18 protein-coding genes and 2 riboswitches are annotated in these 24,000 nt (G+C 64.0%); of the genes, 10 read left to right on the top strand and 8 right to left on the bottom strand.

Features of this window, described 5'->3' with window-relative positions:
• The first annotated feature begins 69 nt into the window (after nucleotides 1-69).
• A riboswitch (glycine riboswitch) is annotated at nucleotides 70-163 on the top strand.
• 8 nt (nucleotides 164-171) lie between these two features.
• A riboswitch (glycine riboswitch) is annotated at nucleotides 172-272 on the top strand.
• 51 nt (nucleotides 273-323) lie between these two features.
• From gcvT to I7X43_RS13560, 5 genes are all read left to right on the top strand, one after another.
• On the top strand, nucleotides 324-1,454 hold the full coding sequence (gene gcvT / locus I7X43_RS13580; protein WP_198101487.1) for a glycine cleavage system aminomethyltransferase GcvT: 1,131 nt from the start codon (nucleotides 324-326) through the stop codon (nucleotides 1,452-1,454).
• Nucleotides 1,455-1,485: 31 nt separating this feature from the next.
• Entirely contained in the window at nucleotides 1,486-1,860 is a 375-nt protein-coding gene (gcvH, locus tag I7X43_RS13575; protein WP_198101486.1) for a glycine cleavage system protein GcvH, read from the top strand.
• A 78-nt stretch (nucleotides 1,861-1,938) separates the two neighbouring features.
• Nucleotides 1,939-4,827: an aminomethyl-transferring glycine dehydrogenase gene (gene gcvP, locus I7X43_RS13570; RefSeq protein ID WP_198101485.1), complete on the top strand. Its 2,889-nt coding sequence runs from the start codon at nucleotides 1,939-1,941 to the stop codon at nucleotides 4,825-4,827.
• Nucleotides 4,828-4,866: 39 nt separating this feature from the next.
• Nucleotides 4,867-6,255: an L-serine ammonia-lyase gene (locus tag I7X43_RS13565; protein ID WP_198101484.1), complete on the top strand. Its 1,389-nt coding sequence runs from the start codon at nucleotides 4,867-4,869 to the stop codon at nucleotides 6,253-6,255.
• Nucleotides 6,256-6,322: 67 nt separating this feature from the next.
• A complete protein-coding gene (locus I7X43_RS13560) occupies nucleotides 6,323-7,867 on the top strand; it encodes a response regulator (RefSeq protein WP_198101483.1) in 1,545 nt (514 codons plus the stop codon).
• Between the two features lie 6 nt (nucleotides 7,868-7,873).
• Here the strand turns inward: I7X43_RS13560 and I7X43_RS13555 are convergent, their stop codons facing one another.
• From I7X43_RS13555 to I7X43_RS13535, 5 genes are all read right to left on the bottom strand, one after another.
• On the bottom strand, nucleotides 7,874-9,712 hold the full coding sequence (locus tag I7X43_RS13555) for a serine/threonine-protein kinase (protein ID WP_198101482.1): 1,839 nt from the start codon (nucleotides 9,710-9,712) through the stop codon (nucleotides 7,874-7,876).
• Between the two features lie 87 nt (nucleotides 9,713-9,799).
• On the bottom strand, nucleotides 9,800-13,030 hold the full coding sequence (locus I7X43_RS13550) for an efflux RND transporter permease subunit (protein ID WP_198101481.1): 3,231 nt from the start codon (nucleotides 13,028-13,030) through the stop codon (nucleotides 9,800-9,802).
• A 10-nt stretch (nucleotides 13,031-13,040) separates the two neighbouring features.
• Nucleotides 13,041-14,207: an efflux RND transporter periplasmic adaptor subunit gene (locus I7X43_RS13545; protein ID WP_198101480.1), complete on the bottom strand. Its 1,167-nt coding sequence runs from the start codon at nucleotides 14,205-14,207 to the stop codon at nucleotides 13,041-13,043.
• Nucleotides 14,208-14,342: 135 nt separating this feature from the next.
• Nucleotides 14,343-15,443 (bottom strand): chorismate synthase, encoded by a 1,101-nt coding sequence (gene aroC / locus I7X43_RS13540; protein ID WP_198101479.1) that lies wholly within the window; start codon nucleotides 15,441-15,443, stop codon nucleotides 14,343-14,345.
• Nucleotides 15,444-15,506: 63 nt separating this feature from the next.
• Nucleotides 15,507-15,971 carry a CBS domain-containing protein gene (locus I7X43_RS13535; RefSeq protein ID WP_198101478.1) on the bottom strand — a complete coding sequence of 155 codons (465 nt, stop codon included), beginning with the start codon at nucleotides 15,969-15,971 and terminating at the stop codon, nucleotides 15,507-15,509.
• A 92-nt stretch (nucleotides 15,972-16,063) separates the two neighbouring features.
• On the opposite strand from I7X43_RS13535, the gene I7X43_RS13530 reads away from it, so the two are divergent.
• A complete protein-coding gene (locus tag I7X43_RS13530; protein ID WP_198101477.1) occupies nucleotides 16,064-17,356 on the top strand; it encodes an O-acetylhomoserine aminocarboxypropyltransferase in 1,293 nt (430 codons plus the stop codon).
• Complete coding sequence (locus I7X43_RS13525) at nucleotides 17,353-18,156, top strand: alpha/beta fold hydrolase (RefSeq protein ID WP_310737572.1); 804 nt, start codon at nucleotides 17,353-17,355, stop codon at nucleotides 18,154-18,156. Before I7X43_RS13530 ends, I7X43_RS13525 begins: the two co-directional genes overlap by 4 nt.
• 4 nt (nucleotides 18,157-18,160) lie before the next feature.
• On the opposite strand, the gene I7X43_RS13520 is transcribed toward I7X43_RS13525, so the two are convergent.
• The 3 genes from I7X43_RS13520 to kbl are packed head-to-tail and all read right to left on the bottom strand — an operon-like array spanning nucleotide 18,161 to nucleotide 21,143.
• Nucleotides 18,161-18,964, bottom strand: a complete 804-nt coding sequence (locus tag I7X43_RS13520; protein WP_198101476.1) for a MipA/OmpV family protein — start codon at nucleotides 18,962-18,964, stop codon at nucleotides 18,161-18,163.
• A 23-nt stretch (nucleotides 18,965-18,987) separates the two neighbouring features.
• On the bottom strand, nucleotides 18,988-19,938 hold the full coding sequence (locus tag I7X43_RS13515) for an NAD-dependent epimerase/dehydratase family protein (RefSeq protein ID WP_198101475.1): 951 nt from the start codon (nucleotides 19,936-19,938) through the stop codon (nucleotides 18,988-18,990).
• Nucleotides 19,938-21,143, bottom strand: coding sequence for a glycine C-acetyltransferase (gene kbl, locus I7X43_RS13510; protein WP_198101474.1), 1,206 nt, complete (start codon nucleotides 21,141-21,143; stop codon nucleotides 19,938-19,940). The genes I7X43_RS13515 and kbl overlap by 1 nt, the downstream gene beginning before the upstream one ends.
• Before the next feature lie 80 nt (nucleotides 21,144-21,223).
• Here kbl and I7X43_RS13505 point away from each other — a divergent pair, with 80 nt between their 5' ends.
• From I7X43_RS13505 to I7X43_RS13495, 3 genes are read left to right on the top strand one after another with little or no spacing between them, the layout of a single operon-like run.
• Nucleotides 21,224-21,796 (top strand): helix-turn-helix domain-containing protein, encoded by a 573-nt coding sequence (locus I7X43_RS13505; protein ID WP_198101473.1) that lies wholly within the window; start codon nucleotides 21,224-21,226, stop codon nucleotides 21,794-21,796.
• 57 nt (nucleotides 21,797-21,853) lie between these two features.
• The gene (locus I7X43_RS13500) at nucleotides 21,854-22,546 is read left to right on the top strand and encodes a response regulator transcription factor (RefSeq protein WP_198101472.1); all 693 of its coding nucleotides are present in this window, start codon (nucleotides 21,854-21,856) and stop codon (nucleotides 22,544-22,546) included.
• The gene (locus tag I7X43_RS13495) at nucleotides 22,546-23,949 is read left to right on the top strand and encodes an ATP-binding protein (protein ID WP_198101471.1); all 1,404 of its coding nucleotides are present in this window, start codon (nucleotides 22,546-22,548) and stop codon (nucleotides 23,947-23,949) included. The genes I7X43_RS13500 and I7X43_RS13495 overlap by 1 nt, the downstream gene beginning before the upstream one ends.
• Nucleotides 23,950-24,000: the final 51 nt, after the last annotated feature.

Genomic DNA, 24,000 nt, shown 5'->3' with positions numbered 1-24,000 from the left:
TATACAGTACTGTACATTCATACCGTTTTCGTGACAAGCTTTTCTTCGCTCGAATTCCTCCCCTAGAATCCGCCTCGCTCAGGAGAGCGTCCCGAAAAGGGGCCGCCGAAGGCGCAGGCTGGTCACCAGCCGAACGCTCAGGCAAAAGGACTGGGCAACCTGCATTCCTGCAGGTTCCGAGCTGGAGAGAGGCGAGCCCCCGTGGCCGCCCACCGAAGGGGCAAGCGGTCTTTATCGCCAATCTCTCAGGTAAAGCGGACAGCAAGGGCAAGCCGGCAAACCCACAAGGGTTTGCTTTGATTTGACTTGTCCCAAGGACCGCAATGACCGCTCTGCTCAAAACCCCTTTGCACGCGCTGCACGTCGAACTCGGCGCCAAGATGGTGCCCTTCGGCGGCTATGACATGCCCGTGCAGTACCGCGAGGGCATCCTCGCCGAGCACCGCCACACGCGAACCGCGGCGGGCCTCTTTGATGTCTCGCACATGGGCCAGCTGCGCTTGGTCGGTGCGAACGCCGCCGCCGCACTGGAAACCCTGGTGCCGGTGGACATCGTCGATCTGCCGGTCTTTAAGCAGCGCTATGCGCTCTTTACCGACGCAAACGGCGGCATCCTCGACGACCTGATGGTGTGTCGCCGCCCCGATGACCTGTTCGTGGTGGTCAATGCCGGTTGCAAGGATCAGGACACGGCTCACCTGCAAAAGCATTTGAGCGCCCACTGCGACGTGATTCCAATGCCCGAACGCGCGCTTCTGGCTCTGCAAGGCCCCCAGGCTGTGACCGCTCTGGCCCGCCTGGCCCCTGGCGTCGAGAAGCTGGTTTTCATGGATGGCGGCTTCTTCAAGCTGGGTGGCTTCGAGGTCTTCCTGACCCGCTCGGGCTACACCGGCGAGGACGGATTTGAAATCTCCATGCACGAGCGGGACGCTGAGGCGATCGCCCGCCTGCTGCTCGATCAACCCGAGGTCAAGCCCATCGGCCTGGGCGCCCGTGACACCTTGCGCCTGGAGGCCGGCCTGTGCCTCTATGGCCACGACATCAGCACCGCCACCACGCCGGCGGAGGCCGCATTGACCTGGGCGATCCAGAAAGTGCGTCGCAGTGGCGGTGCACGCGCCGGCGGTTACCCCGGTTACGAAGTCATCGACGCCCAACTGCCCAACACGCAATCCAGCCCGAAGCCAGCGATGCGCAAACGCGTCGGCCTGGTATCGAATGAAAAGATGCCCGTGCGGGAAGGCGCCAAGCTGATCGATGCCAACGGGACCGAGTTGGGTTCGGTGACCAGCGGCACCCTGGGGCCCACGGTGGGTCACTTGGTGGCAATGGGTTACGTTTCCACCAGCCATGCAGCGCTCGGAACCGAGATCTTCGCTCTGGTCCGCGACAAGCGCGTGGCCATGACCGTCGCCCCCACCCCCTTCGCCCCTCACCGCTATTTCCGCGGCTGAACGGTTTGTTTTCTCCTCAAGGACTCCTGTCATGACGATCAAGTACACCCCCGACCACGAATGGATCGACGTTCACGGCGATGGCACGGCCACCGTCGGCATCACCCACCATGCGCAGGATGCGCTGGGGGATGTGGTGTTTGTTGACCTGCCCGAAGTGGGCAAGAGCTTTGCTCCCAAGGAAATCGCTGGCGTGGTGGAATCTGTGAAGGCGGCCGCCGACGTGTACATGCCGGTCACCGGCGAGATCGTGGCGGTCAATGAGGACCTGCGCAATGATCCGTCTCTGGCCAACAGCGATCCACTCAAGTCGGGTTGGTTCTTCAAGGTTAAGTTGGCGAATCCGTCTGAGTTGGACGCCATGATGGACTCCACCGCCTACGACGAACTGCTGAAGAACGCCTAAGCCCCGCCCCAGCCCACGGCCCGCCCCCGCGGCGGGCCGTTTGCCATCTGCCGCTGCTGACTGCCCCCCACGATTGCCATGTCCACGCCCCTGCACCTGCTCGAAGACGCCACCGAATTCCACGCCCGTCACATTGGTCCCGATGCTGCCGATGAGGCCGTGATGTGCGAGGCCATCGGCGTCGCCTCACGCGCCGCCTTGATCGACAAAGTGGTGCCTGCCAGCATCCGCCGCGGCAACGCCATGGACCTGCCCGCCGCCTGCACCGAACAGCAGGCATTGGCCGAACTGAAGGAACTCGCGGGCAAGAACCAAGTGCTCAAGAGCTTCATCGGGCAGGGCTATTACGGCACCCACACGCCCGGCGTGATCCTGCGCAACATCCTCGAGAACCCCGCTTGGTACACCGCCTACACGCCCTACCAAGCCGAGATCTCTCAGGGCCGCATGGAAGCCCTGGTGAACTTCCAGACCATGGTCTGCGACCTGACCGGCATGGACATCGCCAACGGCTCCATGCTGGACGAGGCCACCTCGGCGGCCGAGGCCGTGACCCTGGCCAAGCGCTCGGTCAAGAGCAAGAGCAATCGCCTCGTCGTGGCTGGCGACTGCCACCCGCAGACCATTGAAGTCATCCGCACCCGCTGCGCGCCGCTGGGCCTGACGGTGGACGTGGGCATGGCCCCCGAGCTGATGAAGGACGGCGACTACTTTGCCGTCGTCTGCCAATACCCCAGCACCACCGGTCTGATCCATGACCTGAAGGCCACGGCCGAGGCCGTGCATGCCGTCGGTGCCGCCCTGATCGCCTGCGCCGACCTGCTGGCCTTGACCCTGATCCAAGCCCCGGGCGAGTTCGGCGCCGACATCGTGGTGGGCAACACCCAGCGCTTCGGCATGCCCATGGGCTGCGGCGGACCGCACGCCGCTTACCTCGCTTGCAAGGACGCCTTCAAGCGCTCCATGCCTGGGCGCTTGGTGGGCGTCTCCAAGGATTCGCAGGGCAACCCGGCCTACCGCCTGGCCCTGCAGACCCGCGAGCAGCACATCCGCCGCGAGAAGGCCACGTCCAACATCTGCACCGCGCAGGTGCTGCCGGCCGTGGTGGCCTCGATGTATGCGGTCTATCACGGCCCCCAGGGCCTGAAGCGCATCGCCGAGCGCGTGGCCCGCTTCACCGCCGTGCTGGCCAAGGGCCTGAGCCAAGCCGGCATCAAGGTCGTCACCCCGGCTGCCTTTGACACCATCACCGTCGAGTGCGATGCCGCGGCCGTGATGGCCCGCGCCTTGTCCGACGGCGCCAACCTGCGCCAGTTGAGCCCCCAGCATGTCAGCGTCGCGCTGGATGAAACCACCACCCGCTCCGATGTGGAAGCCCTGTGGTCATGGTTCGCCCCGGAGGCCAACCTGGACCTGGCGGCGCTGGCCGACACCGTGGACAGCCTGATCCCGGCCCATCTGCGCCGCGCCTCGGCGTATCTGACGCACCCGGTGTTCAACACCCATCACAGCGAAACCGAGATGCTGCGCTACATCCGCAGTCTCTCCGACAAGGATTTGGCTCTAGACCGCGCCATGATCCCGCTGGGCTCCTGCACGATGAAGCTCAATGCCACTTCGGAAATGATTCCGATCACCTGGCCCGAGTTCGCGCAGGTGCATCCCTTCGCCCCACAAGACCAATTGGCCGGCTACACCGAGCTCAATGAGCTGCTGACGGGCTGGCTGTGCCAAGCCACCGGCTACTCGGGCATCAGCCTGCAACCCAATGCCGGCTCGCAAGGTGAATACGCGGGCCTGCTGGCCATCCAGGCCTGGCACGCCAGCCGCGGCGAGGCGCACCGCAACATCTGCCTGATCCCCGAATCGGCCCACGGCACCAACCCGGCCTCGGCCCAGATGGTGGGCATGCAAGTGGTGGTCACCAAGTGCGACAAGGAAGGCAACATTGACTTGGTGGACCTGAAGGCCAAGTGCGAACAGCACGCCGCCAACTTGGCCGCCATCATGATCACCTACCCCTCCACCTATGGCGTGTTCGACACCCATGTGAAGGAGATCTGCCAGATGGTCAAAGCCCATGGTGGCCGCGTCTATGTGGACGGCGCCAACATGAACGCCCTGGTGGGTGTGGCGGCCCCGGGCCAATTCGGTGGGGACGTCTCCCACCTGAATTTGCACAAGACCTTCTGCATTCCCCACGGCGGTGGCGGCCCCGGCGTCGGCCCGGTCTGCGTGGTCGAAGATCTCGTGCCCTTCTTGCCGGCGCATCGCACGGCCGGCCTGGGCGCGGAAACCAACATCGGCGCTGTCTCGGCCGCGCCGCTGGGCAATGCGGCCGTGCTGCCCATCAGCTGGATGTACATCCGCATGATGGGCGCCGATGGCTTGCAGAAGGCGACCGAGACCGCCATCCTGTCGGCCAACTACATCGCCGCGCGCCTGTCCGGCCACTACGACATCCACTTCAGCGGCGGCATCGACGGCGTCAAGGGGGGTGGCGTGGCCCACGAGTGCATCTTGGACCTGCGCCCCTTGAAGGACAGCAGCGGCGTGAGCGCCGAAGACGTGGCCAAGCGCCTGATCGACTACGGCTTCCACGCGCCCACGCTGAGCTTCCCGGTGGCCGGTACCCTGATGGTGGAGCCGACCGAGAGCGAATCGCGTTACGAGCTGGACCGTTTCATCGACGCCATGATCCAGATCCGTCACGAAATTGCCGACGTCGAAGCCGGCAAGCTCAGCCGCGAAGACAACCCGCTGGTGAACGCCCCGCACACCGCTTTGGTGTGCAGCGCCAACGAGTGGACCCACGCCTACCCGCGCGAAGTGGCCGCGTTCCCGGTCCCCAGCCTGCGCCGCGCCAAGTACTGGGCGCCCGTGGGCCGTGTGGACAACGTGTACGGTGACCGCAACCTGTTCTGCAGCTGCGTGCCGATGAGCGCGTTCGCCGACGAGCAGGCCTAAGGCCTAAGCCCTACCCCCGACCGCACCCCAGGAGCCCCCATGGCCGTTTCGGTTTTTGACCTTTTCAAGATCGGTATCGGCCCCTCCAGCAGCCACACGGTCGGCCCCATGCGGGCTGCCCGGCTGTTTGGTCTGCGCCTGCAGACCGAGGGGCTTTTGGAGCGGGTGGCCCGGGTCCAGGTCGTCCTTTACGGCTCTTTGGGCGCCACCGGCAAGGGGCATGGCAGCGACAAGGCCGTGCTGTTGGGCCTGGCAGGTCACGAGCCGGACGTGGTGGATGTGGAGGCCATCCCTCGCTACCTGGAAGCGATCCGCGCCGGGGCTTTGGATTTGATTGGCCAACACCGCGTGGCTTTCAACGAGAGCACGGACCTGGTCTTCAAACGCCGAGAGTCCCTACCCTTCCACGCCAATGGCATGCGCTGCATGGCGTTCGACGCCAGTGGGGCCGAATTGGCCAACCGGGTGTACTACTCGGTGGGTGGCGGCTTCATCGTCAGTGACGAGGTGGCGGCCGACGGCAGCAAGCAAAAGGTCATCGCACCCGATGCCACCGTCCTACCCTACCCGTTCAAGACTGGCGATGAACTCTTGGCCCTGGCCAAGCGCCACGGTCTGTCGATTGCCGAAATCATGCGGCGCAACGAGGCGCACTGGCGCCCCGAGGCCGAGACCCATACCGGCTTGCTGAAAATTTGGCAGGTGATGCAAGACTGCGTGGCCCGCGGATGCCGCACGGAAGGCATCCTGCCCGGGGGCTTCAAGGTGAAGCGCCGGGCGGCGGATTTGCACGGCAAGTTGACCGCCAACCCAGAGGCCGCGCTGCGGGACCCGCTGCAGGTCATGGACTGGGTCAACCTCTACGCGCTGGCGGTCAATGAAGAGAACGCCGCCGGCGGTCGCGTCGTGACAGCACCCACCAATGGCGCGGCCGGCATCGTGCCCGCCGTGCTGCACTACTACTCGCGCTTTGTGCACGGCGCCACCGAGCACGGTGTGGTGGACTTCCTGCTCACCGCGGCCGCGATCGGCATCCTCTACAAAGAAAACGCCAGCATCAGCGGCGCCGAGGTGGGCTGCCAGGGCGAAGTGGGTGTGGCCTGCTCGATGGCCGCCGGTGCACTGTGTGCCGTGATGGGTGGCACCCCCGAGCAGGTGGAAAACGCCGCCGAGATCGGCATGGAACACCACCTGGGGCTGACCTGCGACCCCGTTGGCGGCCTGGTGCAGATTCCCTGCATCGAGCGCAATGCGATTGCGTCCGTCAAAGCCATCAACGCCGCGCGCATGGCCTTACGGGGCGATGGCACCCACTTTGTCAGCCTCGACAAAGTCATCAAGACCATGCGCGACACCGGCGCCGACATGATGACCAAGTACAAGGAAACCGCCCGCGGCGGTTTGGCCGTCAACATCGTCGAATGCTGATCGTTTGCCCTTCGCAATCCGGGTTCACCCGGTTTGCGCAGGGGCGTGACGCGGTACGCTTCAACGCATGAGTGCTCTTCTTTCGCCCCAGGAGGCGCGCCTCTTTGCCGCCACCCGGGTGATGACCGTTCACGAGTCGGACGCCATGCGCCGCGTTTCGCGCGCCCTGCTGGGTCAATTGGGGGTTCAGCACTTGCTGGAAGCGGCCGACGCCGCGCAGGCCCAAGCCCTGCTGAAGGATCAGCGGGTCGACATCGTGTTGTGCGATTGGCAACTTCCCGGTGAAGATGGGCTGGCCCTGCTGCAAGCTTTGCGGGCCAGCGCCGCGCATCGGTTGCTGCCTTTCGTGCTCATTACCGGTGAAACCGACCGCGATGTGTTGCAGCACGCCGTCAGTGCGGGGGCCAGTCACGTCTTGGTCAAGCCCTACAACGCCTCGACGCTGGCGGACCGCATTCGCCGGGCCATGGCCTCGGCGGCGCGAATCAAGCCCGAAGACGCGGTGCCCGCCCATTCCGGCGCGCAAAAGAACCGTTCCACCATTCTGGTCGTCGATGACGCGCCCGAGAACCTGGAGATGCTCGCCGCCCTGCTGCGCGATGACTACCAAGTCAAGGTCGCCATTTCTGGCGAGCGAGCCCTTCGCATCTCTCAAGGGGAGACGCCGCCAGACCTGATCTTGCTGGACGTCATGATGCCCGGCATGGACGGGTTTGAGGTGGCGCGGCGGCTGCGGGCGCATCCCGTGAGTGAGCACATTCCGGTCGTGTTCGTGACGGCGCAAACCGACAGCGAAACGCGACAGCGCGGCTTGGAGATGGGGGCCATCGACTTCGTTCCGAAGCCGATCGATCCCGCCCAACTCATGCTGCGCATTCGAAATTTCCTGCGCTACGTGGACCTGCGACGCCAAACCCAGGCCGAAGTCGATTCCATGCTGGAGCGTGCTCAGCTCGAAACCGACGCCCGCTTGCTGGCCAGCCAGGATGTACGCAGCCCATTGGCCACCGCCCTGGCGTTGCTGCAGCCGTTGCTGGAGCGGGCCGACCCCGAGTGGCACGAAGACCTCTTGGGTGTCGAAGAGAACCTTTTAGCCAGCCTCAATGCCCTGCACCTGTCCACCGAACTGATTCGCATTGAAAGCGGCCAGTACACACTGCACACCCGGGCCGTGCAGCTGCCGAAGGTGCTTCAGCGCGTGGTGCGTTTGAACCAACAGGCTTTCCTGGCCAAGGGCCTTCAATTTGAGTTTGCCGGGCGAGCAGGCGTACCAGCCAATCGACCGCAAGCCAGTGGGGACCCCTTGCTGTGTCACACGCTGTTTCATGAGCTGTTGGAAAGCGCGGGGCGTCTGGCGACCCCAAATTCACGCATTACCGTGACGATTGCCGACGAAGATCCCATTCAAGTAGGTATTCGGTTTACCGCGACCTGGGCGCCCGGAACCGAAGCTGCGTTCTTTCGCAAGGAATCCACCCAGGTGTGCCCCGGCTATGCCGCCAAGCGCTTGGCCGAGATTCAACGCGGGGGGGTCACATTGGACGTACAGGGCGACACGTCGCTGTTGACCGTGGTGCTCTTGCGGGCCGCACAAACCTTTGAGCGCGGCTAGCTGCGCTCAGCGATTGCGCCGTTCGCGCCGCTCGTTGCGGCGCTCTTCAATGGCCCGGCACTCGGCGTGTTCGGCGTACGCCGGTCGATCGCAGTGTGTTTGGATGCAATGCCAGTAGGCAAACAGCTGCCGGCCCTCACAGGCCTCGCGCGGATCCAAGGCCCCCTGAGCGCTGGCCCCAGCCGTCGCCGGGGCTGGCCCCCGACCTGACGAGCTCCCCCCACTGCTGGGCGCGCTGCTGGCGCTCCCTCCGACCGGCTTGGTCCGTGCGGCAACCGATGCCCGCGCCGCAGCGGGCAGGGCACCTCCAGCGCCAGTCTGACCCGGGCCTGCGGTCCGAGCGCTGTCCTGGCGGTTGGGTACGCCCGAACCCGCCGTAGGGCCCACGACCGGGCCTACCGCCGCGACCATGGGCTGGGCCCCACCCGGTGCAGCGGATGCCCCCAACCCTGAGGGGCCGACCGCCGCCAGCCCACTGGCCGGAACGGGACCCACCGACACCGAACTTGCCGAGCTTGCCCCACCCGCAGCCGCCGTGGCGGGCGCGCTGGCCCCCAGGCTGGAAGCCCCGAGGCCCGCGCCCTCACCCGGCGGCGTTCGATTCGCCAACACCGCCCAGAAACCCACCAACAGGGCAGCCGCACCGCCGCCCAGGGCCATCACGATCCAGTTCCGACCCCAGCCACTGACTTTGGGCGCGGCGGAACCCAAACCACCGTCTGCGGTTTGTTCACTGCCACGCCTGTCCCCCGCCGAGTGCCGGTCGGACGCCGAGCGCCGGCCAGCGGCCGCCTCATGCCCGCCCTGCGCGACTGTCGGATCCAAAGAGGGCAAGTGGGTTCGCACGGGCACGATCACTTGGGTGGGTTCGTAGGCCCGCGGGTCGACACCTGGGCTGGCCAGGATCGGTGGCGCCGGCTTGGGCCGCAACGGCACGGTGACTTCCCCTTTGAGCGCCCGACGCAATTCGGCCACTGATTTGGGGCGGTCCGCGGGCCGCACGGCCAGTGCCCAATCAATGGCCGCGCGAAACGGTTCAGAGTGCGCCGACCAGGCGTCCTGGTGAGCCAGCGGCATGGTCTCGTCGACCACGGCCCGGGTGGTTGCCAGGGGGGGTGGCTGGCCCGTCAGCAGGTAATGCATGACGGCACCGACCGAATAGATATCGGTCCAAGGCCCCTGCTTCAACGTGGTGGTCTCACCGTACTGTTCGATGGCCGCGTAGCTGGGCTTGAAGATCGCCGTGAGACTGTGGGTTCGCTCACCGATGACCTGCCGAGCCGCACCGAAATCCAACAGCATGGGCGACGCGCCATCGTGAAGCATCAAGATGTTGTCCGGGGCCACGTCTCGGTGAAACACGTGATCGGCATGCAAGTGCTCCAGCGCGTCCAGCAGCGGCAGCATGCGCTGGACGATCCAGGCTTCGTCCGGGGGCTCCGTCAAGCCTTCCCGCACTTTCTTCAAGGTATGGCCTTCCAGGTACGGCATCACCATGTACGCCGTCCCGTTGGCTTCCCAAAACCGGTACACGCGCACCAGGGCCGGGTGATCAAAACGCGCCAGTAGCCGGGCTTCATTCACGAATGAGCGAAGGCCCACCTCAAACGTGTCGCGCATCGCAGCGGACCGCACACTGATGGCTGCCGTGATGCCCCGTTCGGCCAATTGCGCGGGCATGTACTCTTTGATCGCCACGCGGCGATCCAGCGCGTGGTCCTGGGCCAAGTAGACGATGCCAAAACCCCCGACCCCCAGTGTGGCAAGGATCTCCAACTCACCAAACCGGGTCCCGGGTGGCAAGGCGTTGGGGTCCTCCAAAAGCGAGTCGAGCGGGTCGTTCATACCGGTTGAGGTGTTCAAGGGTGCACCTTACCTCAAAGAAAAAGCCCGCCGGAGCGGGCTTTAACGGGCGGCCACCCAAAGCGGGGGTCAGTGGCGATCCGCCGGCATGGCGGCCAGGGCCACCGGCTGGGCCTCGGCTTGCGCCTCCGTTTTGCGCTGGCGCCGAGCGAGGTAGCTGTACAGGACCGGCACCACGATCAAGGTCAGCACCGTGGAGGTGATCACCCCGCCGATGATGGCCCGACCCATGGGCGCCTGGATCTCCCCCCCATCGTTCAAGGCCAGCGCCAAGGGGAGCATGCCGAACACCATGGCCGCCGTGGTCATGATAATCGGCCGCATGCGGGTCAGCCCCGCCTCGACCAGGGCCTCCGTGACGGACAAACCGGCCTTGCGCATTTGGTTCGCACGGTCCACCAACAAGATCGCATTCTTGGTGACCAGACCCATCAGCATCACCAATCCAATCATGGAAAACACATTCAGGGTGGAGCCCCACAGCAAGAGGGCGACCATCACGCCAATCAGCGCCAGGGGCAGGCTGGCCATGATGGCGAGGGGTTGCACAAAGCTACCAAACTGACTGGCAAGCACGATGTAGATGAAGATGGCGGCCAGTGCCATGGCCTGCAGCAAGCCCCTGAAGGCCTCGGCCTGCTCCTTGCTCTGTCCGCCCACATCAAAGCTCAGCCCCGGCGGCAGTTCCGTTTCCTTGATCAGGCGATCTACCTCCGCGCTCACCTCACCCAAACTGCGACCATCCACACCGGCAATGATGGCTTCGCGGCGTTGCAGGTTTTGGCGACGAATCACCTCCGGATTCACAGCCGGTTCAATGGTGGCCACTTGATCCAGTGCGATTGGCGATCCGTCCCGGGCATAGGCCACCGGCAGCTTGGCCATCTGGTCCACCCGTTCGCGCATTTCTTTGGGCAAACGCAGATTGACTTCGACCTGGCTGCCATCTGGAGCCGTCCAATACGTGGCCGCATCGCCGTTGACGTAGGTCCTGAGTGCGGCAGCAATTTGCGGGGCAGTCAGACCCAGCTCCCGTGCAGCCGACTCCTTGAGCTTCACCGCGAAAGCAGGCAAGCCTGGCTTGGTCGTGGTTTCCACATCCACCGCACCCTTGATTTTGCGCAGCCGCGCAGCAAAGTCTTCGGCCGCCTTGGCCAGGGCTTCGCTGTCGTTGCCCAAGATGGCCACGTAGATCGGCTTACCGAAGCCCACGGAAAGTTCCACACCCGGAATTTGCTCAATGGCTTGGCGCGCAGCCGCTTCGAACTCTTTCTGGCTGCGCTTGCGCTCCTTTTTGTCTTTGAGCGTGATCTGCAATTGGGATTGGGCGCGGCCGGTGGAGAAACCCTCACCGCTGGCACCGACGATGGTCGAAACCGCTTTGACCTCCGGCATCGCCGCCACGATTTGCTCGACCTGTTGCGCCTTGGCGTTTGTGCGCTCCAAGCTGGATCCCGTGGGCATGCGAAGGTTGATCTGGGTGAACCCCTGGTCCGTTTCAGGCACAAATTCGCTGCCCACCACACCCGCTAGGCCCAAGGCCACGACGAAGCTGAAGGTGGCTCCCCACATCACCACGCCTCGCGGGGTCAAGGTGGCCATGCGCCAGCGGCGAGCTTGGCTCCTGTCGCGTTCGCCCTGCGCGTTGAATGGACGGGCATAGACCGGAACCGGGCAAATCCACGCGCGGTAGCGACGCCCGCTCAAGGCCCAGCGAATGCTGCGCTCATAGGCTCGGTGCAAGCCGTCCATCACGCGATCGCTGACATCCAGCAAGCGACCGATCGCCGGGCCAATGAAACGGGTACGGCGCATGCTTTCTGGGCCCGGGTCGTGCCACACCGCGGACAGCATCGGGTCCAGCGTGAAGCTAACAAACAGGCTCACCAACACCGCCACAGCGACCGTGATGCCGAACGGATAGAAGAATTTGCCGATCACACCCCCCATGAACGCCACCGGCACAAACACCGCACAGATGGCAAAGGTCGTGGCCAGCACAGCCAATCCGATTTCGTTCGTCCCTTCAAACGCCGCCTGACGGTGGCTCTTGCCCATGGCCACGTGGCGCACGATGTTCTCGCGGACCACGATGGCGTCATCGATCAGGAGGCCAATGACCAGTGACAGCGCCATCATGGTCATGAAATTCAAGGTAAAGCCAAAGGCATAAACCGCAATGAAGCTGGCGATCACGGCAATGGGCAGGGTCAAGCCCGTGATCACGGTCGAGCGCCAGCTGTGCAAGAACAGGAACACGATGGCAATCGTGAGCAACGCACCTTCGATGAGCGTGTGCTTGAGGCCATCCAGTGAGCCTTTAACAAAGTCGCTGGTGGAATAAATTTCCCGCAGCTCGATGTCGGCCGGCAAGTTCTTGCGCAGCTCGGCCATAGCCTCCTTGACCGCCTCACCCGCTTTCACGATGTTGGCATCCTGCTGCTTGAAGATGTTGAACGTCACGGCGGGTTGACCATCGATGCGTGACAAGCTGTCCGGCTCTCGTTCCCGTTCGGTCAGCGTGCCCAAGTCATTCAACGTGAGAGCCAAATTACCCCGTCGAGCCACCACGACCTGCCCAAAGGCTTTGGGATCGCGAACACGCCCCTCAACACGCAGGGAAGACTCGACCTGACGGTCACTCAGGAGGCCCACAGCTTGGTCCAGATTGGCCTCACGCAATGACTGAGCCACTTCCGACGCCGTCACGCCGTAGGCTCGCAGTCGCTGAGGATCCAAGTCAATACGGACCTCTCGGCTGGCTTGGCCGGAAACCCCGACGACCGCCACCCCTTCGGCACGCTGCAGCCGCTTGGCCACGGTCTGTTCGGCGATGAACGACAGCTCCCGCAGGCTGCGCGTCTTGCTGATCAGGGCCGCCACCGTCACGGGCTGATTGCCCTCCTGGAACCGGTTGATCATGGGTGCCTTAACGTCGCGAGGAAACGCCGACTGAGCCAGCGCGACCCGGTCCCGCAAGTCCTGCATGGCGCGATCCACTGGGGTGTCCAGCGAGAACTCCACGCTCATCTGAGCGCGGCCTTCGAAGCTGCGCGATTGAATGCGCTTGACCCCCGCGATGGTGTTGACGGCTTCTTCCAGCGGCTTGGCGACTTCCCGCTCCACAGCCTCCGGGTTGGCGCCGGGGTAGCGTACGTCGATCCAGGCACCGGGCAAGTTGATCTCGGGCATGTTCTCCACGCCCAGTCGCCCATACGCAAACAAACCGAGAACACACAAGGCCACCATCATCATGGTGGCGAAGACGGGGTTGTTGATGGAAACGCGGGTCATCCACATGGCAATCCCCTCAACGGTCCAGCGCCGCGACCTTGGACGCCGTGGCGTCGATCTGCGCCTTGGTGCCTTCGCGCAGGTTCGGATACTGCGCCGCCAATATCTGCGCCTTGGCGTCCACGCCGGTCAGGATCTCCACCCGGCCTTCCTGAGCATCCGTTCTGCCGGTGGTGACCAACCGGCGCTTCAGCGCCCCCTGATCGATGACCCAAACGGCCTGCTGACCGGTGGAGCCCACCAGCGCGGTCGTCGGCACGGTCAATCGCGGCGCTGGATCGTCCAGCGTGACCGTCGCAACCGCGTACTGTCCCGCCCGCAGCTGTTCGCTCGGATTCGGAACCGTGAGCGTGACGCCAATCGAGCGCGTCCCCGCCTCAGCGGCCGGACTGATCCGCGCCACGCGGGCTTGAACCGGCTCACTCTGCCCCTCAATCTGAACCTTGGCGACCATGCCGGGCTTGAGCCGACTGACCTCATGGGTCCCCACCAATCCAGCCAGTTCCAACTGGGACAGGTCAACCACGGTCACCACGGCCTGCTCCAGTTGCAGCTTTTCCCCCGGGACGGCGTGACGCTTGGCCACCCAGCCGTTAATCGGAGCGGTCAGTGAGGCTTGGCGCAACGTGACCTGAACGGTCTGCAACTGAGCTTGCGCAGCGGCCAGATTCGCACGGGCCGTATCCAACTGACTGCGGCTGGTCTCCAGGGCCGTCGGTGCAATGAAGTTTTGGCGCGCCAAGCTTTCATTCGCTTGGTGACTGCGCTCCACCTGCGTGGCTTGAGCACGCATGGCCTCAACGGATGCCGCCCGCTCATTCACGCGCTGGCGCAAATCCTCCAGGTCCAAAGTCCCCAGGCTCTGCCCTGCTTTGACCCGGCTGCCCTCAGGAGCCGTCAAAGCCAACAAGGTGCCGCCCCCTTTGGCGCGCACGATGGCCGTATTCGGTGCCACCAAAGGCCCACTGAATTCGATGCGAGCGCGCAGGGTCTCCAGTTGGGGTTGAACCACCTCGGCTGCGCTGAAGCGCAGCACCTTATCGGCCTTCTTCTCCTCTTTCTTGGGCGTCGGGTCAGCGCTGGCCCCGACTGCGAAGGTGGCGGCAACCGCCAAAGCCAATACGGTCAAACCACCGACCGTCCACAGTCGGTTGCGAGATTGGGTGAGAGTGCGAACTTGCATGGTGACCCCTGCATCTTGAAAACGAACGGATGCTAGGAATCAGGCGGTGACAGCGCACGCCAGGAGCGACCAATTGCAGGCCGGGGGCGACGAAATGCGCCCAGCCCGGATCAGACGAAGTCGGGTTTGCTAGGTTTACAGGTGCAAACCCGGCACCGCCGGCACCGGTAGCTCCACGTCCGCCCCTTGTGCCCGCTGCTGCAGCGCAGCGTCCATCAGCACCAAGGCCAGCATGGCCTCGGCAATGGGCGTCGCTCGGATGCCGACACAGGGGTCGTGGCGGCCGTGGGTCACCACGGTGGTGGACGCGCCGCTTCGATCGATGCTGGATTTCTCGAGACGAATCGAACTGGTGGGCTTGATGGCTAGGGTCACCACCAGGTCTTGACCGCTGCTGATGCCCCCCAGAACGCCGCCTGCGTGGTTGCTCGCAAACCCGCCGGGATGGATTTCGTCCCCGTGAAGGCTCCCGCGCTGGGTCACCACGCCGAAACCGTCGCCAATCTCCACCCCCTTGACGGCGTTGATTCCCATCATTGCGTAGGCGATCTGCGCATCCAGTTTGTCAAACAGTGGCGCGCCCCAGCCGGCCGGTACGTTCTGCGCCTCAACGCGCAGCTTGGCCCCCACGGAGTCGCCGCTCTTGCGGAGCTGATCCATGGCCGACTCCAGCATGGGCAAGGCCGAAGTGCTGGCGGCGAAAAATGGGTTTTGCGCCGTTTGGCTCCAGTCGTCGACGGGGATTTCGACATCCCCCAACTGCACCATGCACCCACGCACTTCAGTCCCGTAGCGCTCTCGCAACCATTTTTTTGCTACCGCGCCAGCCGCCACCATGGGCGCGGTCAAACGTGCCGAACTGCGCCCTCCCCCCCGCGGATCGCGCAGACCGTACTTGCGCCAATACGTGTAGTCGGCGTGACCAGGTCGAAACGTGTCGAGCAGATTCCCATAGTCTTTGCTGCGCTGATCCTCGTTGCGGATCAACAGTGCAATGGGCGTCCCCGTGGTCACCCCCTCGTACACGCCGGACAAAATTTCCACCCGGTCCGCTTCTTGACGCTGGGTCACATGGCGACTGGTGCCCGGCTTGCGCCGGTCCAGATCCGGCTGGATGTCCTCTGCGCTCAGCGCAAGACCCGGCGGACAGCCGTCAATCACGCACCCGATGGCAGGGCCATGGCTTTCGCCGAAATTGGTGACGGCGAACCAGCGCCCGAATGTGCTTCCACTCATTTGGCCATTCTAGAAATGAGCAGGGCGCCCACTGGGCGCCCCTTCTTTGGCGGCGAAAGCTCCTTACAACTTGGGTTCGGCCGCGTCTTCCGCGCCGACAGGCCAATCGCGGATATAGGCCTTGAGCATGCGATTCTCAAAGTCTTGGGCGTCCACCACCGCCTTGGCCACGTCGTAAAACGAGATCACGCCCATCAGGTTCTTGCCATCCATGACGGGCATGTAACGCGCATGGCGCCCCAGCATCATGCGGCGCACTTCGTCAATCTCGGTTTCTGGCGTACAGGTCAGCGGGTGGTCGTCCATCACGCTGCGCACGATCTGCGTGCCCACATTGCCGCCGTTCTTCACCACGGCGGCAATGACTTCGCGAAACGTCAGCATGCCCACCAACTCACCAAACTCCATCACCACCAGCGAGCCGATGTCACGCTCGGCCATCACGCCCAAGGCCTCCGCCAGGGACATGTCCGGTGCCGCCGTGAACAGCGTGCCGCCTTTGACTCGAAGGATGTCAGCGACCTTCATGATTGGCCTCCAAAAGTAGGGTCCCGATCCGATGGGGCCAACATAGCACACAATGCCCGCCCCGCCCTCCTGGGGCGCACCCTCGAACTCCTATGCCCGGCCCCCTTGATCCTGGTTTTGACACCCTGGCCCTTCACGCAGGCGCCAGTCCGGACCCCGCCACCGGCGCGCGCATCACGCCTTTGCACTTGAGCGCGAGCTTTGTGTTTGACAGCAGCGAAGAAGCCGCAGGCCTGTTCAACCTGGAGCGCAGCGGCCACGTGTACTCGCGCTTGTCCAACCCCACCACGGCGGTCTTCGAGGAGCGGATGGCGGCACTGGAGGGCGGCGTCGGGGCCATCGCCACGGCCAGCGGGCAGGCAGCCCTGTGGCTCGCCATCGTCACGATCTGCGGTGCGGGGGGGCACATCGTCGCCAGCAGCCAACTCTATGGCGGTTCGCACAACCTGCTGGCCTACACACTGCCCCGTTTGGGCATCCAAACCACGTTCGTGCCCCCGGGCGATTTGGATGCCTGGCGCACCGCCATTCGGCCCGAAACCCGCCTGTTGCTGGGTGAATCCCTCTCCAACCCCGGTATGGACGTGTTGGACATTCCGGCCATCAGTCAGATCGCCCACGCGGCCGGTCTGCCGCTCTTGGTGGACGCCACGCTTGCCACGCCGGCGTTGCAGCGCCCCATCGCGCTCGGGGCGGACTTGGTGATGCACTCGGCGACCAAGTTCCTCTGCGGCCATGGCACCGTGGTCGGTGGGGTGCTGATCGACTCCGGCCGTTTCGATTGGATGAAGTCGGGCAAGTTCCCGGAACTCACCGAGCCGTACGCGGGCTTCCATGACATGGTGTTCGCGGAAGAGTCCACCGTGGGCGCCTTCTTGCTGCGGGCCCGGCGCGAAGGCCTGCGCGACTTCGGCGCCTGCATGAGCCCGCACACGGCCTGGCTCTTGCTGCAGGGCTTGGAGACGCTGCCGCTGCGCATGGCGCGCCACGTCAGCAACGCCCAGGCCATCGCCACCTTCTTGGCGGCCCAGTCGCAGGTCAAGCAGGTGGGCTACCCCGGCCTGCCCAGCCACGACGGCCATGATTTGGCCCAAACCCTGCTTCCGAAGGGAGCCGGCGCAGTGTTCAGCTTCGAGATCGAGGGCACGCGTGCCCAGGGGCAAAAGTTGATCGAGTCTCTCAAGCTCTTCAGCCACCTGGCCAATGTGGGCGATGCGCGATCGCTGGTGATCCACCCCGCCAGCACCACTCACTCGCGCATGGACGACGCGGCGCTGCGCGCAGCCGGCATTGGCCCCGGCACGATTCGCCTCTCCATCGGCCTGGAAGATCCGGCCGACCTCATTGCCGATCTCAAAGTGGCCCTCAAGGCTGCCTTCAAATGATGGAACTCTGCGTTCAAAACCGGCGGGTCTACGCTTACACCGGGGGCAAGCCCTTTGCCCCCAACCTACCGTGCGTGGTCTTCCTTCATGGCGCGCTACATGACCATTCGGTCTTCACGCTGTTGGCGCGCCACTTCGCCCACCGTGGGTATGCCGTCTTGGCCGTCGACCTCCCTGCGCACGGCCGGAGCGAAGGCCCACCGCCGAGCAGCATCGAGGCTGCTGGGAGCTGGGTTCTCAGCGTGTTGGACGCTGCCGGGGTGGAATCTGCGGCGCTGGTCGGCCACAGCATGGGTTCACTCATCGCCCTGGAAGCCGCCGCACAAGCCCCTGCCCGAACGCGGCATCTGGCCCTATTGGGCACCGCCGCGCCGATGGCCGTGAGCGACGCCTTGCTCAAGACCGCAGCCCAGGATCCGTTGGGCGCCATGCGCATGGTGAACACCTTCAGCCACAGTGGCATTGCCAGCAAACCCGGCTACCCGGGCCCCGGCGCCTGGCTGCATGGCAGCAACCAAGCCTTGATGGAGCGAACCCAAGCGGGCTGGCCCAACGGAAATCTTTTTTTGCACGATTTCGAACTGTGCAACGGCTACTCGGGTGCGCCCGGTGCTGCAAGTCGGGTTACTGCCCCAACCACGGTCGTGATCGGGCAGCAAGACGTCATGACGCCAGCCCGGGCGGCCAAACCGTTGATCGACACCCTCAAGGCCCAGACGGTTCACCTGAACTGTGGCCACGCAATGATGCAGGAGGACCCCGAAGGCCTTCGGGCCGCGCTGGCAAGTGCGTTGAAGTAAGCGCTTAGAACCGGTAGGCGATACCGCCGTCCCAGCCCCACTGGGTTGCCCGTTCGACCAGCGGCGACCGGGCCGCCGGTCCGAGTAAGCGGTCCAGCGACAGGCCGCCAAAGCCCATCCAATGCCGCCCGTATTGCCGCTGCCAGCCAAGATACAGGCTGGCGTTGCGCAGCCCGGCCCCAGGCCGGTAAGCGACCCAACCGGGCGTACCGGTCGGAACACCAAAGTAGCTTTGCTGGTAGCGGCCACTGCCTGCGACGATCTGCGCCTGCAAGCTCCACTGCCCGCCGAACGGCAGCAGACTTGCCAAGCGGGGCAACTGCTCACGCAGGCCCAACTGAAGCAAGGCGCCCCCCGCGTGGCCCAACAGGTCGGGCGCGACCGACAGCGTCCAATCGCGTGCAGCGGTTTGGTGCCACGTCAGTGCCGCTCGGGCCCGTACGGTCGCACGGACGCTGGGCAAGGCCGCCAACCGGTCGCTCAACTCGTCCGAGCGCCCCCGGTCCAAACGCAGGCCGAGTTGAAAACTCAGATCAGCGTCATCCAACAGATCCAAGCTCAGCCCGGAGCCCGAGCGCTCGCCCAGCAAGCCGCTGGCCCCCCCGCTGGATAGCTGCACCGCGCCCAAGCGCACCGCCAGCATCGGGCGAACCGATAGGCTTCTTTCCCGTTGACCGAAATACACCGGCCCTGAACTCAGGCGTAGACCGATCAGGCTGGGTACGGTTTGATCCAACCCCCATACGGCCTGGGCCGAGGGGGCGGACCAACACACCGCCACCAACAGCCCTTGACTCACTGTGCGCATGCTCACCATGCGCATAGGCTACCTCAGGCCGTGCGCCTCAGGTTATCCAGCATGTCTTTGACCATTTCAGCCAAGCCGAAATCAGCCTTCCAACCCCACTGCGCGCGGGCAACCGAATCGTCAATGGAACGGGGCCAACTGGCCGCGATCTGTTGGCGGAAATCCGGCTCACACTGCATCACAAAGTCTGGCAGATGACGGCGGATTTCCTCCGCAATCTCGTCGGGTGTGAAGCTGCATCCAGCCAAGTTGTAGCTGCCGCGCTCCCGGATGGCATCGCTTGGCGCCTCCATCAGCTCCAACGTGGCGCGGATGGCGTCGGGCATGTACATCATGGGCAGACGCTGGTCGGCCGCCAAAAAACAGGTGTAGCGCCCCGTCTTGAGTGCTTGATGAAAGATGTCCACGGCGTAATCCGTGGTGCCGCCGCCCGGCGGGGTTTTCCAACTGATCAGCCCCGGATACCGCAAGGAGCGCACGTCCACCCCATGCATACGGTGGTACCACGCGCACCAGCGCTCACCGGCTTGCTTGCTGATGCCGTAAACCGTTGTCGGGTCCATGGCGGTGGTTTGGGGCGTGTGATCCTGGGGCGTGTTCGGGCCGAACGCGGCAATGCTGCTGGGCCAGAAAATACGCTCCAACTTGTGCGTGCGAGCCAACTCCAGCACGTTGAGCAGGCCCTTCATGTTCAGGTCCCACGCCCACTGGGGGTGCTTTTCCCCTGTGGCCGACAGGGCCGCGGCCAGCAAGTAAACCTGCGTGATGTGGTGCCGCTCGACGATGGCAGTTAGCGCCGCTGCATCGGTGCAGTCCAGCATCTCGTGCCGCAACTGCGGCAGCCGGCCCTGGGGGGCGATGTCACTGGTAATAACGTTTTCATTGCCGTGGCGTTCGGCCAGGGCTGCAGCGAGCTCGGTGCCAATCTGGCCGTTGGCCCCAACGATGAGGATGCGGGTCGTGCTCATGGACATCAAGCTCCAATCAGACCCAGTTCACGGCCAGCCTGGGTAAAGGCGGCCAGTGCTTTCTCCAGGTGGTGGCGATCCAGCGCGGCACTCATTTGGGTACGAATCCGGGCCTGACCCTTGGGCACCACGGGGAAGAAGAAGCCCACGGCATAAACGCCCAATTCCAAGAGACGCGCCGAGAGCTGCTGCGCTTTGACGGCGTCGTACACCATCACGGGCACGATGGGGTGAGTACCGGGCTTGATGTCGAAACCTGCCGCGGCCAGTCCCTCGCGCCAGAAACGGGTGTTTTCTTCCAGCTTGTCGCGCAAGGCCGTGCTGCCTTCGATCAAGTCCAACACCGCCAGCGACGCGCCAACGATGGCCGGAGCCAGGGTGTTGCTGAAGAGATAGGGGCGCGAGCGCTGGCGCAGCAACTCAATCACTTCCTTGCGCGCCGCTGTGAACCCGCCGCTGGCTCCGCCCAGCGCCTTGCCAAAGGTGCCGGTGACGATGTCGATCTGGCCGAACACACCGCAGTGCTCGGGCGTACCGCGGCCCGTCTTGCCCAAGAACCCGCTGGCGTGGCACTCGTCGATGCCCAAGAGCGCGCCGTACTGGTCGCACAGGGCGCGGATTTCCTTCAACTGGGCGATGGTGCCGTCCATGGAGAAGACACCATCGGTAAACACCATCACATGCCGAGCACCTTGGGCACGCGCCGCCTGCAACTGCTTCTCCAGGTCGGCCAGATCGTTGTTGGCATAGCGGAACCGCTGAGCTTTGCACAGGCGAATGCCGTCGATGATGGAGGCGTGGTTCAGCGCATCGGAAATGATGGCATCCTGCTCGGAAAGCAGGGGCTCGAAGAGCCCGCCATTGGCATCAAAGGCGGCGGCGTAGAGGATGGCATCCTCACACCCCACGAACGCCGCAATGCGACGCTCCAGTTCTTTGTGGATGTCTTGTGTCCCGCAAATGAACCTCACAGAGGAGAGGCCAAACCCGTGACTGTCCAGCGTCTTGTGAGCCGCGGCGATGGCATTGGGATGACTTGAGAGCCCCAAATAATTGTTCGCACACAGGTTGATCAGTTCCCGGCCGTCCGTGGTCTTGACCACGGCGCCCTGCGGGGTCGCCATCACCCGTTCACATTTCATCAGACCAGCGGCCTCAATGTCCTTCAGTTCGTGCTGGATGTGGGCGTAAAACGCGGCGGTGCTGGTCATGTTCGCTCTCCTGACGCAAAATGCATTAAATCGAACGTTGTTCACTATATCGAACGTTCGTGCACTAAGGCAAGCTTTTTATGAACGACATCGATCTGGCTCAGCCGCCTCAAGTCGGGGATGCGCTGGCACAGCTGCGGGCTCAACGCCAACTCACCCTGGATGAGCTCAGCCGTCGTGCGGGGGTTTCAAAGTCCATGCTCTCGCAGATCGAACGCGGCCAAGCCAACCCCACGGTGGCGGTGGTGTGGCGCTTGGCGCAGGCACTTGGGGTCGAGCTCAGCACCCTGCTAGACGGTGCCAAGTCCAACGAACGCGGTATCGACCATGTGGTGGCCCACGCCACGCCGGGGCTTACCAGCCCCGATGGCTTGGCTCAGTTGCGCATCCTTGGTCCCATCGAGTTGGCAGGTCAGTTCGAGTGGTACGAATTGACCGTCCAACCCGGTGGCGTGTTGGCATCACAAGCCCACGAACCCGGCTCGCGGGAACATGTCAGCGTATTGAGCGGCGAATTGGAGGTCGAATCAGGCCCGAATTGCCAACGTCTCCTCTCAGGCGAGACCGCACGCTACGCGGCAGACCAGCCGCACGCCATCCGCAATGCCAGCACTGAGCAAGCCGTGGCGCTTTTGGTGGTGCTCCACCCCTAACGTAAAAATGACACTAATGTCATGGTACGGCTCCCCCCCGCGGGCCCAATCCGCACCATGAGGATCTTGCTGATCGAAGATGAAGCCGGCATCGCCGACTTTGTGCGCTCAGGGCTTGAGACCCGGGGCTTCAGCGTCTGCTGGGAAGCGGACGGACGGAAAGGCCACATGCAGGCCCTTAAGCCCGATTGGGATGCCATCGTGCTTGACTTGATGCTTCCAGGGCGGGATGGCTTGGACATTCTGCAAGACTTGCGCCAGCGTCACATCAATACGCCCGTCTTGCTCCTCACCGCCCGAAACGAATTGGGAGACCGCATTCAAGGTCTTGCTCTGGGAGCAGACGACTACTTGGCCAAACCGTTCTTTGTCGAGGAGCTCGCCGCGCGCCTGCACACGGTCTTGCGACGGTTTAAGGGCGAGCGCCAATCCGAGTTGCAAGTCGGCGCATTGCGCCTGGATCGCATCACCCGAAGTGTTCAGCTAAGTGGCCGTGAGGTCGAATTGACGGCTCGAGAGTTCAGCTTGCTGGAGTACTTGATGCGCTCGCCGGGCGAAGTCTTTTCCCGGGCCCAACTCTTGGAACACGTCTGGGGCTACGACTTTGACCCTGCCACCAATGTGGTGGATGTTTGCATCAAGCGCATCCGCGCTCGACTCGCTGAATTCACCCCGACCGATGCCCATGGCGTCGAGCCTTTGATTGAGGCCGTCCGGGGCGTGGGCTATCGCTTTCGCCGTATCGACTGATGCGGCTTCATTTCCGCCTCTTCCTGCAAGCCAGCTTTGTGGTGCTCGTCACGGCTGCTGCGCTCCTGCTTATCGGCGGGCATGAACTGCGCAAACTCGAAATTGAGCAATTGGAAGAACGGCTGTGCATGGAGGCCCGTCGCTTGGGAAACCCGCGTCGCAGTACCGAACCCGAAGCGCGGCTCTTTGATGACATCTTGCGCAAATTGCGCCTGGACAGCCCCGACCAATTGCGCATGCACTGGCAAGACGGGGCCGCCGTCGCAAAGGGTCAACCAGACAAATCGCCAGAAACGGCGTGGTTTGGTATCCAAGCTCAACTGAAGTGGGATCCGGCCGTAGGACGGGACGCACCCGGCTCAGGGCGCACCGACCCCCGTGGCCGATGCGAAACCGCGGAAGTGCAAAGCACCAGCGCCGAATGGGCTGTCGTTCGGATTGAAACTCGGGCTGGTACCGGCTATCTCGCAGCCCAACTCACGTCGCTGGACGACGAGCTTAAAGCCCTTTGGCAGCGAACCTTGCAAGTGATGCTGCCGCTGGCCGTACTCCTTGCAGCGGTGAGCGCAGCGGGTCTCGCCATCACCATGATGCGCCCTGTCCAGCGGCTTCGCGAGGCAATGCGTTGCCTCACGCCGCAAGAGTTAAGTCGCCGGTTAACCGCCACCGGCGAACCGTCCGAGTTTCGTGAGTTGATTGCCGCCTACAACGACATGGCCGAACGCTTGGAAGCCAGCTTTCATCAGGCCTCTCGTTTCTCAGCTGATGCCGCGCACGAGCTTCGCACCCCGCTCACCATCCTGCAGGGGCGTCTGGAGCGTGCCATTGAAGCCACCTATGGGCGGGCCGTTCAAGCGGAATTGGGTGCGATCCTGGAGGAAGTCACGCGCCTCACCGGGATATCTCGCAAGCTGCTGCTGCTTTCGCGCGCCGATGCCGGCCGCCTGGACCTGCACCGTGAGCCCGTCAACTTGAGCGCTTTGCTGGACAACCTCGTCGCTGATGCGCACATGCTGAGCGATGAGCGGCAGCTCGACGTCAAGGTACCGCCTGGGCTGGTGGTTAGCGCTGACGCCGTGCTGCTGCGTCAGCTGCTCAACAACTTGCTAAGCAATTCCCTGCGGCATGGGCTGACCCAGGGGGCCCTGCAAATACACGCGCGCGACCTGGCGACTGGCGTAGAGGTCACCTTCAGCAACGCCACTTCGCCACTCACACCGGCCCAGCGCGCCCGCTTCTTCGAGCGCTTCTATCGGAGTGACGCGGCCCACAGCCGCCAGGTGGACGGCACCGGATTGGGCCTGAGCTTGGCTCGAGAAATTGCGCGCGCTCACGGCGGGTCGCTGAGCCTTCTGGATACCTCAAATGATCGTGTGACCATGCAGCTGATCCTGCCGCGCTAACTGCAGCCGCACGCTCAAGCGCGTCCGGCGACAAATGACTGCAATGTCATG

This window comes from Inhella gelatinilytica (assembly GCF_016093295.1).
GTDB classification, from domain to species: Bacteria; Pseudomonadota; Gammaproteobacteria; order Burkholderiales; family Burkholderiaceae_C; genus Inhella; species Inhella gelatinilytica.
This window is presented reverse-complemented; position numbering and strand designations above follow the sequence as displayed.

Excerpts from the sequence above, each read along its gene's own strand:
- gcvT (WP_198101487.1), top strand. The coding sequence starts at position 324 with ATGACCGCTCTGCTCAAAACCCCTTTGCACGCGCTGCACGTCGAACTC.
- gcvH (WP_198101486.1), top strand. The coding sequence starts at position 1,486 with ATGACGATCAAGTACACCCCCGACCACGAATGGATCGACGTTCACGGC.
- gcvP (WP_198101485.1), top strand. The coding sequence starts at position 1,939 with ATGTCCACGCCCCTGCACCTGCTCGAAGACGCCACCGAATTCCACGCC.
- I7X43_RS13565 (WP_198101484.1), top strand. The coding sequence starts at position 4,867 with ATGGCCGTTTCGGTTTTTGACCTTTTCAAGATCGGTATCGGCCCCTCC.
- I7X43_RS13560 (WP_198101483.1), top strand. The coding sequence starts at position 6,323 with ATGAGTGCTCTTCTTTCGCCCCAGGAGGCGCGCCTCTTTGCCGCCACC.
- I7X43_RS13555 (WP_198101482.1), bottom strand. The coding sequence starts at position 9,712 with ATGAACGACCCGCTCGACTCGCTTTTGGAGGACCCCAACGCCTTGCCA.
- I7X43_RS13550 (WP_198101481.1), bottom strand. The coding sequence starts at position 13,030 with ATGTGGATGACCCGCGTTTCCATCAACAACCCCGTCTTCGCCACCATG.
- I7X43_RS13545 (WP_198101480.1), bottom strand. The coding sequence starts at position 14,207 with ATGCAAGTTCGCACTCTCACCCAATCTCGCAACCGACTGTGGACGGTC.
- aroC (WP_198101479.1), bottom strand. The coding sequence starts at position 15,443 with ATGAGTGGAAGCACATTCGGGCGCTGGTTCGCCGTCACCAATTTCGGC.
- I7X43_RS13535 (WP_198101478.1), bottom strand. The coding sequence starts at position 15,971 with ATGAAGGTCGCTGACATCCTTCGAGTCAAAGGCGGCACGCTGTTCACG.
- I7X43_RS13530 (WP_198101477.1), top strand. The coding sequence starts at position 16,064 with ATGCCCGGCCCCCTTGATCCTGGTTTTGACACCCTGGCCCTTCACGCA.
- I7X43_RS13525 (WP_310737572.1), top strand. The coding sequence starts at position 17,353 with ATGATGGAACTCTGCGTTCAAAACCGGCGGGTCTACGCTTACACCGGG.
- I7X43_RS13520 (WP_198101476.1), bottom strand. The coding sequence starts at position 18,964 with ATGCGCACAGTGAGTCAAGGGCTGTTGGTGGCGGTGTGTTGGTCCGCC.
- I7X43_RS13515 (WP_198101475.1), bottom strand. The coding sequence starts at position 19,938 with ATGTCCATGAGCACGACCCGCATCCTCATCGTTGGGGCCAACGGCCAG.
- kbl (WP_198101474.1), bottom strand. The coding sequence starts at position 21,143 with ATGACCAGCACCGCCGCGTTTTACGCCCACATCCAGCACGAACTGAAG.
- I7X43_RS13505 (WP_198101473.1), top strand. The coding sequence starts at position 21,224 with ATGAACGACATCGATCTGGCTCAGCCGCCTCAAGTCGGGGATGCGCTG.
- I7X43_RS13500 (WP_198101472.1), top strand. The coding sequence starts at position 21,854 with ATGAGGATCTTGCTGATCGAAGATGAAGCCGGCATCGCCGACTTTGTG.
- I7X43_RS13495 (WP_198101471.1), top strand. The coding sequence starts at position 22,546 with ATGCGGCTTCATTTCCGCCTCTTCCTGCAAGCCAGCTTTGTGGTGCTC.